This is a genomic window from Brachybacterium fresconis (genome assembly GCF_017876515.1).
In the GTDB taxonomy this organism is placed as follows: domain Bacteria; phylum Actinomycetota; class Actinomycetes; order Actinomycetales; family Dermabacteraceae; genus Brachybacterium; species Brachybacterium fresconis.
Window position 1 is genome coordinate 577,799 of the sequence record NZ_JAGIOC010000001.1, and the last position, 16,585, is coordinate 594,383.

General features: G+C 72.8%; 8 protein-coding genes. 6 read left to right on the plus strand and 2 right to left on the minus strand.

What is annotated here, in order from left to right; all coding sequences use genetic code 11:
• Positions 1-22: 22 nt before the first annotated feature.
• Genes JOF44_RS21065 through JOF44_RS02685 form a run of 5 tightly spaced genes read left to right on the plus strand, consistent with a single transcriptional unit; the run spans position 23 to position 13,230 of the window.
• Positions 23-10,522, plus strand: a complete 10,500-nt coding sequence (locus JOF44_RS21065; protein WP_209887047.1) for a non-ribosomal peptide synthetase — start codon at positions 23-25, stop codon at positions 10,520-10,522.
• Positions 10,519-10,734 carry an MbtH family protein gene (locus JOF44_RS02670; protein WP_209887050.1) on the plus strand — a complete coding sequence of 72 codons (216 nt, stop codon included), beginning with the start codon at positions 10,519-10,521 and terminating at the stop codon, positions 10,732-10,734. Before JOF44_RS21065 ends, JOF44_RS02670 begins: the two co-directional genes overlap by 4 nt.
• On the plus strand, positions 10,731-11,738 hold the full coding sequence (locus JOF44_RS02675) for an ATP-binding cassette domain-containing protein (RefSeq protein ID WP_342591645.1): 1,008 nt from the start codon (positions 10,731-10,733) through the stop codon (positions 11,736-11,738). The genes JOF44_RS02670 and JOF44_RS02675 overlap by 4 nt, the downstream gene beginning before the upstream one ends.
• Positions 11,735-12,532 carry an ABC transporter permease gene (locus JOF44_RS02680; protein ID WP_209887056.1) on the plus strand — a complete coding sequence of 266 codons (798 nt, stop codon included), beginning with the start codon at positions 11,735-11,737 and terminating at the stop codon, positions 12,530-12,532. The genes JOF44_RS02675 and JOF44_RS02680 overlap by 4 nt, the downstream gene beginning before the upstream one ends.
• Positions 12,529-13,230, plus strand: a complete 702-nt coding sequence (locus tag JOF44_RS02685) for a 4'-phosphopantetheinyl transferase family protein (protein ID WP_209887059.1) — start codon at positions 12,529-12,531, stop codon at positions 13,228-13,230. Before JOF44_RS02680 ends, JOF44_RS02685 begins: the two co-directional genes overlap by 4 nt.
• Positions 13,231-13,442: 212 nt before the next feature.
• Here the strand turns inward: JOF44_RS02685 and JOF44_RS02690 are convergent, their stop codons facing one another.
• Positions 13,443-14,228: a methyltransferase domain-containing protein gene (locus JOF44_RS02690; protein WP_209887062.1), complete on the minus strand. Its 786-nt coding sequence runs from the start codon at positions 14,226-14,228 to the stop codon at positions 13,443-13,445.
• A 188-nt stretch (positions 14,229-14,416) separates the two neighbouring features.
• The gene (locus tag JOF44_RS02695) at positions 14,417-15,343 is read right to left on the minus strand and encodes a LysR family transcriptional regulator (protein WP_209887066.1); all 927 of its coding nucleotides are present in this window, start codon (positions 15,341-15,343) and stop codon (positions 14,417-14,419) included.
• Positions 15,344-15,434: 91 nt separating this feature from the next.
• On the opposite strand from JOF44_RS02695, the gene JOF44_RS02700 reads away from it, so the two are divergent.
• Positions 15,435-16,499, plus strand: a complete 1,065-nt coding sequence (locus tag JOF44_RS02700) for an EamA family transporter (RefSeq protein ID WP_342591646.1) — start codon at positions 15,435-15,437, stop codon at positions 16,497-16,499.
• The last annotated feature ends 86 nt before the right edge of the window (positions 16,500-16,585 follow it).

Here is a 16,585-nt window from a genome sequence, read left to right on the forward strand (position 1 = left end):
TCCAGCGAAGGAGATCCCCTCCGTGACAAGGCGCACGTCCCCGGACGCATCCACGGTCACCGACCGCATCCCGCTCACCGCCGCCCAGCGCGGCATCTGGTACGCCCAGCACCTGGACCCCGACAACCCGACCTTCCAGATCGGTCAGTACCTCGACCTGAGCGGAAGTATCGACCCCGCCCTGCTCCGTATCGCAGTGACCAAGATGGTCGCCGACATCGATGCGCTCAGCCTGCGCATCCACGAGGACGCCGATGGTCCCTGCGGACAGATCCGCCGTCCGCAGCCCACGGCGGATCTGCTGCGGGTTCGGGACCTGCGGGACCTGGATGAGGACCGCGCCGAACAGGACGCCCTGGCCGCCATGGACCGGGAGATGTCCACCCCGCGGGCGCTGGACGGCGAGGACCTCTTCGGGGCGACGCTCTTTGTGGTCTCCGAGGACCGAGCCCTCTTCTTCCTGCGCGTCCACCACATCCTGCTCGACGGGTACTCCGCAGTCATCGCCCTGCGCTATGTGGCCGAGACCTACTCCCGGATGGCCCGGCTCCTCCCGCGCACCCGGCTGCCGCGTCCTCTCGCCGCCGGACTCGCCCACGTCCTGGCCGCCGTGCCCTCGCCGCTGCCCACGCTCGGCGCTCTGCTGAGCGATCTCGAGGACTACGAGAACTCCGAGCAGCATGGCGCCGATGCCTCCTACTGGACGCAGGCCCTCGCCGAGGCGGAGCCTCCCGAAGGACTCGAGGGGCGGTCCCAGGGCATCGCGGCGACCGTCGTCCGTGTCGGTCTCCCCATCGGGCCCGAGCGGGCCGAGCGCCTCGCCGCCCTCGAGAGCACCCTGCCCAAGACCGTCATCGCGGCGATCGCCGTCTACCTGGCACGATTGACGGGGACCGAGGACGTGCCCATCGGTCTCCCGGTCACCGCTCGTCGGGGACAGGTCGCGAAGACGACGCCGTCCATGCTCTCGAGCGTTCTCCCGCTGCGCGTGCCGGTACGCCTGTCCGACACGCTCGCCGACGTCGTCACCAGTTCCGGTGACGCCGTCCGCGCCGCTGTCGGCCATCAGCGCTTCCGGCTCGAGCAGATCGACGCCGCCCCCACGCACCCCGGGCCGTCGGTCAATCTGCTGCCGGTCATCGACGATCTCCGCCTCGGCACCGTTCGTGGGACCGTGCACATCCTGTCGACCGGCCCCGTTCGCGATCTCTCGATCGTCCTCAGCGACCTGCGCAGCGGTGCCGCCGACCCCGTGCTGCGGCTCGAGGGCGACGCCTCGCTGCACACCACGGAGACCCTGCACGACCACGGCACGCGTCTGCTCCGCCTGCTGGACGCGATGCTCGAGGCTCCGCAGGACACGTCCGCCCTCCTCGCCCCGCTGACGGGGGACGAGGAGCGGGAGGCGCTGCTCGCCCTGGGACACGGCGCCCGGGACCCCGCTCCGGCGGGCACCATCCTCGAGGCCGCCGCCGAGACCGTGCACCGTCGAGGCACGGACCGGGCGGTGGTGGCCGACGACGGTCACCGCAGCTTCGCCGACCTCGAGGCCGAGTCGACCCGCCTGGCCCACTACCTCATCCGGGAGGGCGTCGAGCCCGGTGACCGGGTGGCGGTCCGCGTCGGTCGCACGGTGCGCCTGCCCGAGATCGTCCTGGGGATCCTGCAGGCAGGAGCCGCCTACGTGCCCTTGGACCCCGCCTACCCGGTCGGCCGCGTCACGCACATGCTGGAGGACGCCGCCCCCGCCGCGCTGCTGACCACCGTGGACCAGCAGGCGCAGGACCGCGAGGACGGAGCAGCGTGGACCCTGCCCATCCTGCTGGTCGACTCCGAGACGGCGTCGTGGCGCCGCGCCTCCGCCTCGGCCACGCACCTGCCCCCGGTCGGACCCGAGGACCTCGCCTACGTGATCTTCACCTCCGGCAGCACCGGTCGACCCAAAGGCGTCGCCGTCGAGCATCGGTCCCTGCGTGTTCTCCTGGAGCAGCACCGCCGGACGATCCATGATCCCGCCACCGCTCGACTGGGCCGACCGCTGCGCGCAGCCCACACCGCGGGCCTCTCGTTCGACGCCTCGTGGGATCCCCTGCTGTGGCTGGTCTCCGGCCACGAGCTGCACGTCATCGACGACGAGGTGCGCCGCGACCCCGAACGGCTCGCCGCGCATCTCGCCGATCAGCACATCGACGCCGTCGAGACCACCCCCTCCTTCGCCGAGGCCCTGCTCGCGGCCGGAATGCTGGAGCGTGGCCACCACCCGACGGAGATCGCACTCGGCGGGGAGGCCGTGGGAGATGCCCTCTGGAACACCCTCGCCGCCCGGGAGGATGTCCATGCGGTGAACCTCTACGGCCCCACCGAGTCGACGGTGGACAGTCTGGTCGCCCCCATCCAGGAGGGCAGGCGGCCCCACCTCGGGCAGTCCGTGGACGGCAGCCGTCACTATGTCCTCGACGCCGGACTCTCACCGGTGCCCGACCGTGGGATCGGCGAGCTCTATCTCGCCGGCCACGGCGTCGCACGCGGGTACATCGGCCGCCCGGGACTGAACGCCCAGCGCTTCGTCGCGGACCCCTTCGCGGCCGACGGCTCGCGCATGTACCGCACGGGTGACCGCGTCCGCCGCCGCGCCGACGGGACCCTGCGGTTTCTCGGACGTCAGGACGATCAGGTCAAGATCCGCGGCTATCGCGTCGAGATCGAGGAGGTCGAGACGGCGATGCGCCGCCATCCCGGCATCACCTCCGCCGCCGCGATCGTCCGGGGCGAAGGCGCGACGGCCCGTCTGATCGGCTACGTCGCCGCGGCCTCCGGGCATTCGGACGCCGAGCTCGCCGCCGAGGTCCGTGACGGGCTGCGCGATCAGCTCCCGGAATACATGGTGCCGTCTGCGGTGCTCGCCCTCGAGCGGCTTCCGGTGACCGCGAACGGCAAGCTCGATCGGGCGGCGCTGCCCGATCCGGGCACCGCGGGCGTTCGCGGCACCAGAGCGCCCCGCACCGCGACGGAGCGCGCCGTGGCCGCGGCGTTCTCCGCGGTGCTCGAGCAGGAGGGCATCGGAGCAGAGGACGACTTCTTCGCGGTGGGCGGCCACTCGCTGCTGGCCACCCGCCTCGCGGCGCGCTTGACGGACGACCTCGATCGCACCGTCTCCGTGCGGGACGTCTTCGAGCATCCCACCGTCGCGGCCCTCGCCCGCGTCCTGAACGGCTCCCCCGGCGGCCGAGCGATGACGCGGCCCGAACGCGGGGAGCGCCCCGACCCCGTCCCCGCCTCGCTGAACCAGCGTCGCCTGTGGTTCCTGAACCGCCTCGAGCCCGATTCCGCGGCCTACGCGGTCCCGGTCGTCCTGGAGCTCGAGGGCGAGCTCGACACGGCCGCCCTGCGCGGCGCGCTCGAGGACGTCCTGGCCCGCCACGAGCCGCTGCGCACCGTGCTGCCCGCGGTGGACGGCGAACCCGTCCAGCGCATCCTTCCCGCCGACGGGATCGCGTCCCCGCTCCTGGCCGTCGACGTCCCCGCCGACCGCCTCGACGCCGTCGTCGCCGCGGAGATCCACCGGCCGTTCGACATCACGCGGGAGATCCCGCTGCGCGCCGTGCTGCTGCGCACGACCCTCCAGCACGCGGTGCTCGTGATCACCATGCACCACATCGCCACCGACGGCTGGTCCCTGGCGCCGCTCGCCCGTGACCTCGGGGAGGCGTATACGGCCCGCACCGCCGGCCGTGACGCATTCCCCGAGCCGTTGGCCGTCGACTACGCGGACGCCGCGATGTGGCAGCGTGGCCGCCTGGGCTCCGCGGACGACCCGGACAGCGAGCTGTCGCGCCAGAGCGCCTTCTGGCGTCGCGCCCTCGCGGACGCACCGCCGGAGATCTCCCTGCCCCGCGATCGAGCCCGTGGGACCGCGGATCCCGAGAACGCCGACCAGCGCGGCGTCGGCGAGATCCGTCTCGACCTGGACCCGCAGCACCACGCCGCCCTGCGCTCCCTGGCCGCCGAGCACCGCACCAGCCTGTTCATCGTGCTGCACACGGCCCTCACCACCGCCCTGCATCAGCACGGCACGGGGGACGACGTGGTGATCGGCACCGCGGTGGCCGGGCGCGGCGATCCCCGGTTGGACGACATCGTGGGCTTCTTCGTGAACACCGTCGCCCTGCGCACCTCGCTTCATGGCGACCCGAGCCTCTCCGAGCTCATCGAGCGGGTACGGGTGGCGAACACCGAGGCCTACGCCCATCAGGAGCTGCCCTTCGACGTCGTCGTCGACTCCGTGCGGCCGCCCCGGGACCCGGACCGGCCCCCGGTCGTCCAGGTGCTGCTGACCCTGCAGAACGCGCCGTCGGCCCGACTCGAGCTCCCGGGCGTGCAGGTCCGGGTCCCCACCCCCACGACCAGCGCCGGGGTGAAGGCGGACCTCATGATCGACGTCACCCCCGAGGGCGGCGACGGTCCGCTCTCCGTCGTCCTGGGGTACGACCGGGGCATCTTCGACGGGTCCACGGTGGAGCGTCTGCGGGATTCCCTCGATCGCGTCCTCGCTCAGTTCGTCGCCGACCCCGAAGCACGCCTCGGCGACCTGCCCACCGTCGGACCGGAGGCCCTGCGCCGATTCGCGGAGCGGGAGCAGGGGCCCGCGGCACCGGCCCCCACGACGGTGCTGGACCGGCTCGCCCGCACGGCCCAGGAGCAGCCCGACGCGCCCTCCCTCCGCGATTCCCGCGGCGAGCTCACCGCCGCCGAGCTCCTCGGCCGGGTCGAATCCTTCGCCGCCGGGCTCGCTGAGATCGGTGTGCGCCGCGGGGACCACGCGGTCATCGCCCTGCCCCGCACCGCCGATGCCGTCACCGTCCTTCTCGGTGCGCTGCGCGCCGGCGCCGTCGCGGTCCCCGTCGACTCCGCTCATCCCGACGCCCGGCTCACGCGGGTGCTCGCCGCGGCCGGGGCGCGCGTGATCGTCACCGCCGACCCCGCGCGCTTCGCCGCGCTGCTGACCACCTCGGACGGCGCGCCGGCCGCACCGGTGCTGGCCGTGGAGGACCTCCCGACCGGTGGAGCCGTCCCGGCGCCGCCGGGGCCGGAGGACGCCGCATATCTCGTGCACACCTCGGGCACGACCGGTGCCCCCAAGGGGGTCCAGGTCTCCCACCGAGCCCTGGGCACCGTGCTGGTCCAACACGAGGAGACCCTCATCGGCCCTCTGCGCGAGCGGCTGGGTCGGGCCCCGCGCATGCTCCACCTCTCCGGTCTCTCGTTCGACGCCGCTTGGGACCCGGTCCTGTGGCTCGTCGCCGGCAGCGCCCTGCTCATCGCCGACGACACCGTGCACGCCGATGCCGAGTCCGTCGTGCGCCTGGTGCAGGAGGAGCGCATCGACGTCGTCGAGACGACCCCGTCCTACGCCGCGCAGCTGGTGGCCGTCGGGCTCGAGGACGCGGTCGCCGACGGGTCCGGGCGGCTGCTGCTGGCACTCGGGGGCGAGGCCGTGCCGCCGTCGCTGTGGGATCTGACGGCACGCTCCGAGGCCCTGGACGGGTGGAACCTGTACGGCCCCAGCGAGTCCACGATCGACGCCCTGGTCGCCCCGATCGTGCCCGGCCCCGTGGTGATCGGAGACCCCGTGGCCGGTGTGCGGGCGCGGGTGCTGGATCGTCTCCTGCGCCCGGTCCCGCCCGGCGTCGAGGGTGAGCTGTACCTCTCCGGGGCGACCCTCGCCGACGGGTACCGGAGCCGCGCGGCCGAGACCGCGACGCGCTTCGTGGCCGATCCCACCGCCGACGGCGAGCGGATGTACCGCACCGGCGACATCGTGCGCCGTTCGCCGGAGGGCGCCCTGCGCTTCCTGCGCCGCGCCGATGATCAGGTCAAGCTGCGCGGCTACCGCATCGAGACCGGCGACATCGAGAGCGCGCTGGAGCGATCACCGGGGGCCCGCGCCGCCGTCGCCCTGGTCACGGCGCCCGGAGGACCGGGCACCGAGCGCATCGCGGCCTGGGTGGCCGGGGTCCTCGAGGTGGATTCGGTGCGGGAGACGGCGCGCCGAGAGCTGCCGGCCTATATGGTCCCCACCACGATCTCCGTCCTCGGCCAGCTCCCTCTGACCTCGAACGGCAAGGTCGATACGGCCGCGCTGCCCGAGCCGCAGCGCGAGCCGTCGTCCGAGCGTGCCCCCCGCGAGGAGGCCGAGAAGCGGATGTGCCGTCTCCTCGCCGAAGTGCTCTCGATCTCCTCCGCGGGCCCCGAGGAGGATTTCTTCGCCCTCGGCGGCCACTCCCTGCTCGCCGTCGAGCTGGTCGGCCGCATCCGCGACGAGTTCGGAGTCGGCCTGCCGGTGCGCACAGTCTTCGACTCCCCCACCCCGGCGCAGCTGCTCGCCGCGGTGCGCGGGGGCGATCACGCACGCGGCCGCGCCGTGGTGGAGGCCGACCCGCCCGTTCCTTCCGCCCCGGTGCGCCTGCGCGAGTGGGCCCGGGAGAATCCGCGCCCTCCCCACGAGGAGCTCCCCCTCTCCCCCGACCAGGCGCGACTGTGGTTCCTCCACCAGCTGGAGCCGGACTCCGCCGAATACACGGTGGTCCTCGAGGCCGACCTCGAGGGCGACCTCGACGTCGATGCCCTCGGGAGCGCGGTCGACGACCTCGTGGCCCGTCACGAGATCCTGCGCACCAGCTTTCCCGAGATCGGCGGGCGCCCCGTCCAGCGGATCCAGGATCCGCCGTCGGGCATCCTGCGCCCGGGCCCCGTCGACGTCACCGCCGGATTCCCGCTCGCCACCGGGATCCCCCTGCGCGCCGGGCTGACGGAGACCGGCGCGCACCGCTGGCGTCTCACGCTCGCCGTGCACCACATCGCCACGGACGGCGCCTCGCTCGCCCCGCTGGTGCGCGATCTCGCCACGGCGTACGGAGCCCGCACCGCGGGGATGCGCTCCGCGCGGCGCCCGCTCGACGTGCAGTTCGCCGATCATGCTCGCCACCAGCAGGCCCTGCACGGTGAGCGGCGCGATCACGACCGGCATCTCGAGGCCTGGACCGAGCGCCTGCGGGATGCGCCCCAGGAACTGGACCTTCCCGCCGACGGGCGGCGTCCCGAGGCCACCACGCGCCACGCACGCACGCTGCGCTTCTCGCTCCCGGAAGCGGTCACACGTCCTCTTCTCGCCACCGGTGCGGCGCGCGGCGCCAGCGGCTTCCACACCTGGTTCGCCGCTCTCGCGGGCTATCTGCAGCGCATCGGCGCGGGGGACGACCTCGTCATCGGCACCCCCTCCGCAGGCCGTTCCGATCCCGATCTCACCGACCTCATCGGCTTCTTCGTCACCACGCTGCCGATCCGGACGCACGTCGACGGTGAGCAGCCGTTCCACCACGCCGTCGGGCGGGCGCGCGAGGCCGTCCTGCACGCCATGGAGCACGACGGCGTGCCCTTCGAGCGCATCGTCGAGGCGGTGGCCCCCGCACGGCAGCTGGGCCGCCACCCGCTGTTCCAGACCATGCTCTCCGTGGAGGAGGCGAGCGGCTCGGCCCTCGAGCTGCCGGGAGTGGCCGTCACCCGCGTGGAGCCCGACTCGACCGGGGCGGCCAAGGTGGACCTCTCCATCACCCTCCGCCCCCGCGACCAGGACGGGGTGGACGGCGTGCTCGAGTACGACGCGAATCTGTTCAGCGAGGACGCGGCGCGCGGCTTCGTCGACCGCTGGGTCGGCTTCCTCGAAGGCATCGCCACGGATCCCGGCCGCAGCCTGCAGGAGATCCCTGCCGGTCCGCCGTCGACGCCCGTGGAGCCGTGGCAGGCCACCATCGCCCCTCAGAGCGTGCTCGAGGCGCTGTCCGCCTCCGCCGCGGACCGGCCCCGGTCCACCGTGCTCGTCGGGGATGAAGGCACCCTCACCGCGGGGGAGCTCGCCGCGCAGGTCGATGTCATGGCGGGCGGGCTGCGGGCAGCGGGCGCCCTCGCCGGTGACCGCATCGCACTGGCCGTGCGCCGCGGCACCGAGTCCGTCGCCGGCATGCTGGCCATCTGGCGGGCCGGGGCGGTCGCCGTCCCCGTGGACATCACCCTGCCCGGTCCGCGGATCGCGGCCATGCTGCGCACCGCCTGCCCCTCGTGGGTGCTGCGCACCGGAGATGCCGCCGAAGAGGGGGCGGCGCGAGCCGCCCGGGAGGCCGGGATCCCTGCCGATCGCATCCTGCGGTGCGCGGAGCTGCCCGCAGGGACGGCACCCGTCGACCTGCCGACGGGCTCCGAGGCGGCGTACCTCATCTTCACCTCGGGCACCACCGGGATGCCGAAGGGCGTCCAGGTCCCCCACCGGGCGCTGACCCAGCTCCTCATGAGCCACCGCTCGACCCTGCTCCCCGCCCCCGATCGGCGCCGGCTGCGCCTCGCCCACACCACGGGGGTCGGCTTCGACGCCTCTCTGGATCCGGTGCTGTGGGCGGCGGCGGGCCACGAGGTGCACGTCATCGGCGACGACGTGCGCCGGGATCCCGAGGCCCTGGTATCCGCCCTCGCGAGACACCGCATCGATGCCTGGGAGACCACACCTGGCTACGTCGACGCCCTGCGCGGGCAGACCGCGCTCGCCGATCTCCTCGACGCCCGGGCCCCCGAGGACCCCTTCGTCCTCCTGCTCGGCGGCGAACCCGTTCAGCCGGCCCTGTGGTCCTGGGTGCACCAGCGCCGGGCCGTCCAGGGATGGAACCTCTACGGCCCCACCGAAGCAGGGGTGGACACCCTGGTCGCGGCGATCGACGAGAACCCCTCCCCCGTCCTCGGGGCACCGACCTGCGGCACGGTCGCCCGTGTCCTCGATGCTCACCTGCGTCCGGTTCCCGTGGGCAGCGTCGGAGAGCTCTGGCTCGCCGGAGACCAGCTCGCCGACGGCTATCTCGGTGCCGCGCCCGCTACCGCCGAGCGCTTCGTCGCCGACCCGTTCGCGCTCGACGGATCGCGCATGTACCGCACCGGCGACCTCGTCGCCGTGCGCGACGCGCTCCCCGGCCTCCGCCCCCGAGTCGTCGCACTCGGCCGCAGCGACGATCAGGTCAAGATCCGCGGGCACCGCATCGAACCGGGTGAGGTCGCCGCGGTGCTCGAGGACCGCCCCGAAGTCGCACAGGCCGTGGTCCGCCCGGTCCCCAGTCCACGCGGAACGGTCCTGGCCGCGTGGACGGTGCCGACCGAGCGGGCTGATGTCGTCGCGCTGCCGGATCTGCTCGAGCAGGTCGCCGCCGCCCATCTGCCCGAGTACATGCAGCTCGCCGCGATCACCGTCGTCGACACCATCCCGCTGACGAGAAATGGGAAGGTCGACGTCCAGGCGCTGCCCGGACCCACCTTCGCCGGGGGCGGCGGACGTGCACCGCGGGACGGGGCCGAGGCCGCCGTGGCCGCAGCGTTCGCGGAGGTGCTCGGGGTCCAGGACGTCCGAGCCGACGATTCCTTCTTCGCCCTCGGTGGCCACTCCTTCGTCGCCCGACCGGCAGTGGCCGCGATCGGTGACGCCCTGGGCCGGGATGTCCCCGTCCATGCCCTGTTCCGCGCCCCGACCGTGTCGCAGCTCGCGATCGAGGCCGACGGCGCCCCTCCGCGCTCTGGCGACGGCGTCGGCAGCCGGGACCGGCCTGCGGCGCCCGATCTCGAGGAATCGCTGTCGTCGCTGCTGCCCCTGCGTCCTGACGGGCGGGGGCACCCGCTGTTCGCCGTGCACCCCGCGAGCGGACTCGCCTGGAGCTTCTCGAGCCTTCTCCCGCACCTGCGCATGCCTCGCCCCGTGGTCGGACTGCAGATGCCCGGGCTCACCACGGACGAGCCGCCTCACGGCACAGAGCGGACGCTCGACGAACTGCTGGATCACTACCTCGAGGCGATGCGCACCGTCCAGCCGCACGGCCCCTACCACCTGCTGGGGTACTCGCTCGGCGGCAGGATCGCGCACCATCTCGCCGCCCGCCTGCAGGCCGACGGCGAGGAGATCGCCCTGCTCGCCGTGCTCGACTCCTACCCGCGACGGGAGGGGTCGCTGCGGGGCGCCGAGGACGAGCAGGCGCGGTGGCGGGGCCCCCTGGAGGCTCTGGACGTCCCCGTTCCCGAGGGCGAGCTGGATGCCGCGGCGGCGGTCGGCGCCCTGCGCGCGGCCGGCAATGCTCTCGGGCAGCTGCCCGTGCGCACGGCGGAACGCATGGCCTCGCGCTTCACCCACCTCGGAGAGCTCCTGGACGCCGCGGGCACCCCCGTCGTCGACAGTGACCTGGCCGTTCTCGAGGCGACCCGGGACGTTCCTTGGGACCGACCTGGCCCGGATGCCTGGATCCCTCACGTCACCGGCGAGGTCGCCGTGCGCCGGATCGATGCCCGCCACGACGACCTGCTCGACGAACCGGCGGCGCAGAAGGTCGCCGGCGCCCTGGATGCGCTGGCGAAGAGCGACGGAAACGACCAAACCGCAGGCGAGTCCGCTCCGAACCACCGGGAACGCAATACCACCGATGGAGACGGGACCACCAGATGATGAACCCCTTCGACGACACCGACGCCACCTTTCGTGTCCTCGTCAACGAGCGCGGACAGCACTCCCTGTGGCCCGAGGCCGCGGACCTGCCCCGGGGGTGGGTCGCCGTCTTCGGTCCAGCGGCCCGTGCCGAATGCCTCGAGTACGTCGAGGCCTCCTGGCTCGACATCACGCCCCGGCGTCTGGACGACGGAGCGCGAGCCGCCTCGTGATATCCCTGCGCGGCGTCGTCAAGCACTACGGCGACCGGACAGCGCTCGACGGGGTCGATCTCGAGGTGCCCGCGGGCACCGTGCAGGGACTGTTGGGACCCAACGGCGCCGGAAAGACCACGATCGTGCGGGTGCTCACCACGCTCCTGGCACCGGACCGGGGGGACGCGCTGGTCGCAGGTTCCTCGGTGCGCACTGACCCCGCCGGCGTGCGTCGCGGCCTGGGAGTCTCCGGCCAGTACGCCGCCGTCGACGAGAAGTTGACGGGTTTCGAGAACCTGCACATGGTCGCCCGCCTGTACGGCATGCCGCGACGTGCTGCCGCGGGCCGCGCCCGGGAGCTTCTCCACGACTTCCGCCTCGACGACGTCGCCGACAGTCTCCTCGCCGGACAGTACTCCGGCGGGATGCGCCGGCGACTCGACCTCGCCGGAGCCGTCATCGCCCGTCCTCCGGTCGTGATCCTCGACGAGCCCACGACCGGGCTCGATCCGCGAGGTCGCCGCGACACCTGGGATGCCGTGACGTCCCTGACCGATGACGGGGTCACCGTGCTGCTGACCACTCAGTATCTGGAGGAGGCCGATCAGCTCGCCGACTCGATCGCCGTGATCGACCACGGCCGGATCGTCGCCGACGGGACTGCGGCCGCGCTCAAGAAGCGGGTCGGAGGCTCACGGATCGACATCACCCTCGCCGATGCCTCCGACGGCGCCGCGGCGCAGGACGCCCTCGCCCGCGCCGGGCATGATGCCGAACCGGATGAGCGCAGCAGACGGCTCACGCTCGCCGCCGACGACGGCGGACCAGGACTCTCGCGAGTGCTGACTGTCCTCGAGCGCGCAGGGATCGACGTCGAGGAGGCAGCGCTGCGACGCCCCACGCTCGACGAGGTCTTCCTCGGTCTCACCGGGGAGCCGACCCCGGAGACCGTCCCGGAGGAGCCCGACACCCCTCGGGCGCACCGCGTCGGCGCCGACGAGAGCGCGGAGGTCGCACGATGAGACCGGTCCGTGCCCTGCGCGACGGAGCCGTCATCGCCCGCCGCAACCTCATCGGCCTGCGCCGCACACCGGGCGCGCTGGTCACCGGGATCGCGCAGCCGATCCTGTTCGTGATCATCCTGGCGTACGTGTTCGGCGGCACGCTGGGTGGCGGGGCCTATCGGGAGTACCTCGTCGGAGGCATCCTCGCGCAGACCCTCACGTTCAACTCCTCCTTCACCGCGGTCTACCTCGCCAAGGACCTGCAGTCGGGGCTCATCGACCGTTTCCGCGCCCTGCCCATGTCACGGGTGGGCGTGATCCTCGGGCGCACCGTCTCCGACCTGGTGATGAGCGCAGTATCGGTGCTCGTCATCCTCGGTTGCGGGCTCGCCATCGGGTGGAGGGCGTCCACGGGGCCGGGGTCCGTCCTCCTCGCCTGCGCCCTCCTGCTGCTGTTCGCCTTCGCCGTGTCCTGGATCGGTGCCGTCATCGCGCTGACCGCCCGCTCCGTGGAGGTGGCGCAGAGCCTGGGGCTGCTGTGGCTGTTCCCGGTGTGCTTCATCTCCGGCGCGTTCGTCTCCGCTGACTCGCTTCCTTCTCCTCTGCAGGCCGTCGCGCGGTGGAACCCGATCACCGCGGTCGCGACCGCGGCGCGGCAGGGGTTCGGCAACGAGGTCCCACCCGGCTTCATGAGCCCGGGCGGGTGGCCGGGGGACAACCCGGTGCTGTACTCCGTCATCAGCTGCGCCGTCCTCATCGCGGTGTTCGCTCCCGCAGCGGTCTTCCAGTACCGGCGCATCAGCCGGCGATGATCCGCATCCTGTCGACCACGGTGCCTGCGGTGCTCGAGGAATCGGGGAGGTTCGGCGGAGCCGCGAGCTTCGTGGCACCGGAGGACCTCATCGCGGCTCACGCACGGCGCGGCTCCCACGGGAACCGCACCCTTGCCGGCCGGGTGGCGCTGCGCCTCCTGCTGGCCCATGCGCTCGGCGAGGCGCCCGCCCGGGCACGGGACATTCCCGTGGAGCGCACGTGCGAGCGCTGCGGGGCACCTCATGGGCGCCCCCGTGCCCCCGGGGTGTCGCTGTCCGGCTCCACCTCGGAGGATCAGGTGCTGGTGGCGGTCGCCGCACAGGAGGTGCAGGTCGGCGTCGACGTCCAGGCCCTTCCCACCAGGCTGTGGCCCGGCTTCGACGCTGCTGTCCTCCATCCGCGCGAGCGCACGCCTCGCCAAGCCGCTGGTCTGCCATCGGCCATCGCGGTGTGGACCCGCAAAGAGGCCTTGCTGAAAGCAGCGGGCGTCGGCCTGCAGATCAATCCCTCCCGGATCCCCCTGGAGAGCCGTTCCGAGACAGGGACAACCTGGTGGTCGACTGCCCGGGATGCGCCCGAGGAGACGCGTGGCCTGCATGTGCGCGATCTCCCGGGTGCCGTGCCGCGGGCCGTCGCAGCTTCGGCGATCGTCCCCGTGCACGACATCGACCTCGCCTCTGTGCTCTCGGCCCGGTGAGCGGCGACGGTCCGCCTGCCCTCGGGTCATCCGTGCTCCGGCGCAGGAGCCCTCGTGCGTGACCGCGCTGTCACCGGTGTGAAAATCGCGGCCCGCCGCGGAGTCAGGGCCCCACCGCCCCTCGAGCGCCGCCAGGATTCGCTCCGCGCGGTCGATCCTGGCTTGATGGCGGGGGCCACGGGGAGCAGAACCCGCTCGGCTGCCCGCCGCCCTCATCGTGTCCGACCGTCCCCGGCGCTCCAATGCGCCACGGCGAAGACGCGGCGGAACGGCATCAGGACCCCACGACCGTCATCGGGGTACGCCGCGCACAGCCGTGCCCGGAACTCGGCCTCGAAGGCAGGACGCAGGGACGCGGGCAGAGCCTGGAGCGTGGGCCGGGCCCCGGTGCCGGAGACCCATTCGAAGACCGGATCCCTCCCGTGCAGCACATGAAGGTAGGTCGTCTCCCAGGCGTCGACCTCGAGTCCGAGTCGCTGCAGCGCGCGGACGTAGGTGCTCGCGTCGTACGAGGCGGGATGGGCGACGCCGACGAGATGCTCCGCGTACGGGTCCTCGGCGGCCAGGTCGTGGCGGATCGTGTGGATGGGCTCTGCGAAGTTTCCGGGGACCTGCATGGCCAGTACGCCACCCGGGGAGAGCAGGCCGGCCAGACGGGGGAGCTGCTCGAGATGGTCCGGGACCCATTGCAGGGCCGCGTTGCTGACCAGGACGTCGATCGGCGCCGGGGGCTCCCAGGTGCGCAGGTTGCCGAGCTCGGCGTGGATCCCCGCGACGGACTCGGCACGGGCGATCATCTCCGGGCTGGAATCCACGGCGAGCACGCGGGCCGACGGCCACCTGGCGGTGAGGGCCGCAGTGAGGGTTCCCGGCCCGGCGCCGAGGTCGACCACCAGCTCCGGGGCCTCAGCGTCCACACGCGCGAGGAGGTCGGTGAAGGGTCTGCCCCGTTCGTCGCCGAACTTCAGGTACTGCTCCGGGTCCCAGGCGTGCACCATGGGTGCTCCCTCCGTCGTCCGATGTCGTCCTATCCAGATGTATCTTGACTTCAAGATACATCACCGAGGACATCACCATCGTCCGACAGGCGAATCCGATCGGTGCGTCGCGCCCGGGCCGCGTCGTGACGGTGCCGCTTCCAGGATCTCCTCGCGCTCTACAGGGAAGAGAAGCGGCCCGCGCCGGTTCAGCCGGCCAGGCGTTCGAGCCCCTGCAGCTCCGTGACCATCCCGCCGGCCTCGAGGAGCGCGGCGCGGAAGGCGAGGAGCGAGGGATGCGAGGCCGCCCCTGCGCGCGCCGCGGTGTACAGCGAGCGGTGCGGGTCGCCGGGCAGACGCACCGGCCGGGTCCCGCCGAGGTGCTCGGAGGCGATGATCCCCGGGACGAAGGCGACCGCGTGCCCCGAGCGGACCAGGTGCACCTGCAGAAGCGGGTCCGGTGTGTCGAAGCGGACCCATGGCTCGACCCCGGCGGAGCGCAGATAGGTGCGCTCCCAGATCCCGGTGCGAGCACCTTCGGGATCGAGCGCCCACGGGGCGTCGGCCAGCTCCGCGACGGACCGGACCCGCGACCACGGGCCGTGGTCGGGCAGCACCAGGAGCATGGGATCGCGCAGCAGTCCCTCCCGGTCGGTGCCCCGGCGCACCACCCTCTGCCCGCCCGGGTAGTCCTCCCCCAGGATCACCTCGAAGCGGTGGGCGAGCAGCCCCTCGTAAGCGCCTTCGACCTCGCGCTGGGCGAGCTCGATCCGCAGCTGCGGATGGCGCTGCTCGAGCACGCTGATGGCGGCGGGGGCCAGCGCGATAAGAGGCGTCTGGAAGGAGGCGACGCGCAGCACGCCGCCGACGTCCCCCTGAGCCTCCTTCAGCTCGCCCTCCGCGGACTCGAGCAGGCCCAGCATGTCCTCGGCGCGGCGGGCCAGTCGCACCCCGGAATCGGTGAGCACCACCCGGCGTCCGGCCTGCTCGAACAGGGTGACCTTGGTCTCCCGCTCCAGCTGGGAGAGCTGCTGGGACACCGCCGACGGTGACATCGAATGGGCCTGCGCGACGGCCGACATGGTCTCCAGCCTGTGCAGTTCGTGCAGCAGGAACAGGCGATGCAGGCTCAGCACGGGGACCTCCTAAGACCGGTCATATCTACTTCACGGTACACCTCGGGAACAATCGCTAGACCTGGCGGTACTGGCGAGGCACAGTGGCATCGTGACCACTTCGACGACATCCTCTTCCACCGGCAGCGTGCCGGCGGTCGGCTCGGCTCCCGGCAGCGCCGGGGGCGGCCTGCCGATGACTCCCATCCTCTTCGTCCTGGGCTCGTGCACCTCGCTCCAGATCGGTGCCGCGCTCGCCACCGGGCTGTTCGACGAGCTCGGCGCTTTCGGCACCACCACGCTGCGCCTGGCCATCGCCGCGGTCATCCTCCTGGTGATCGTGCGCCCCAAGGTCCGCAGCTTCACCCGCGAGCAGTGGATCGCCATGATCCTCTTCGGCGTCGTGGTCGGCGCGATGAACGGGAACTTCTATGCCGCGATCGAGCGGATCCCGCTGGGCACCGCCGTCGCCTTCGAGTTCCTCGGTCCGCTGACGGTCGCGGCCGTGCTGTCCACCCGGCGCAGCGATCTGCTGTGGGTGGCCCTCGCCCTGGCCGGGGTGAGCCTGTTCGGCATCGAGTCGCTCACCGGTGCCGCCTCCCTCGACCTCATCGGGGTGATGTTCGCCCTCATCGCGGCGGTCTTCTGGGGGCTGTACGTGCTCACCAGCGCCCGGGTGGGTCGCCTGGTCCCCGGCCAGGACGGCCTCGCGGTCGCCATGGCGGTCGGTGCCCTGACCGTGCTGCCCTTCGGCACCGAGGGCGCGCTCGTCGGCCTCATGGACTGGCGTCTGCTGGCGCTCGCCGCCGCCACCGCGATCATGGCCTCCGTGCTCCCGTACACGCTCGAGCTGGCGGCCCTGCGCCGACTGCCGCGGCACGCGTTCGGCATCCTGCTGAGCCTCGAGCCCGTCCTGGCGCTGATCGCCGGCGTCCTGCTGATCGGTCAGGACGCCACGCCGCTGCGCGTGCTGGCGGCGGTCCTGGTGGTCGGAGCGAGCGTCGGCGTGACCCTCACCGCCCGCAGCAGCGCCCCGGACGAGCCGCAGCCGGTCGACGAGGAGCCGGGCTGGGACATGCCCATCCCCACCCACGCGACGGTCACCGGCGAGATGCCGGTCGTCTTCTCCGACGAGGAGCTGTGGGACGAGGTGGACAGCAGGCCCACGCGGGACTGACCGGTCCTCGCGGCCCGCTCCCCCGAACCCGCTCTCCCGAGATCCCGCTCCCCTGAGCCCGCTCTCCCGCCACGTCGAAGAAGGTG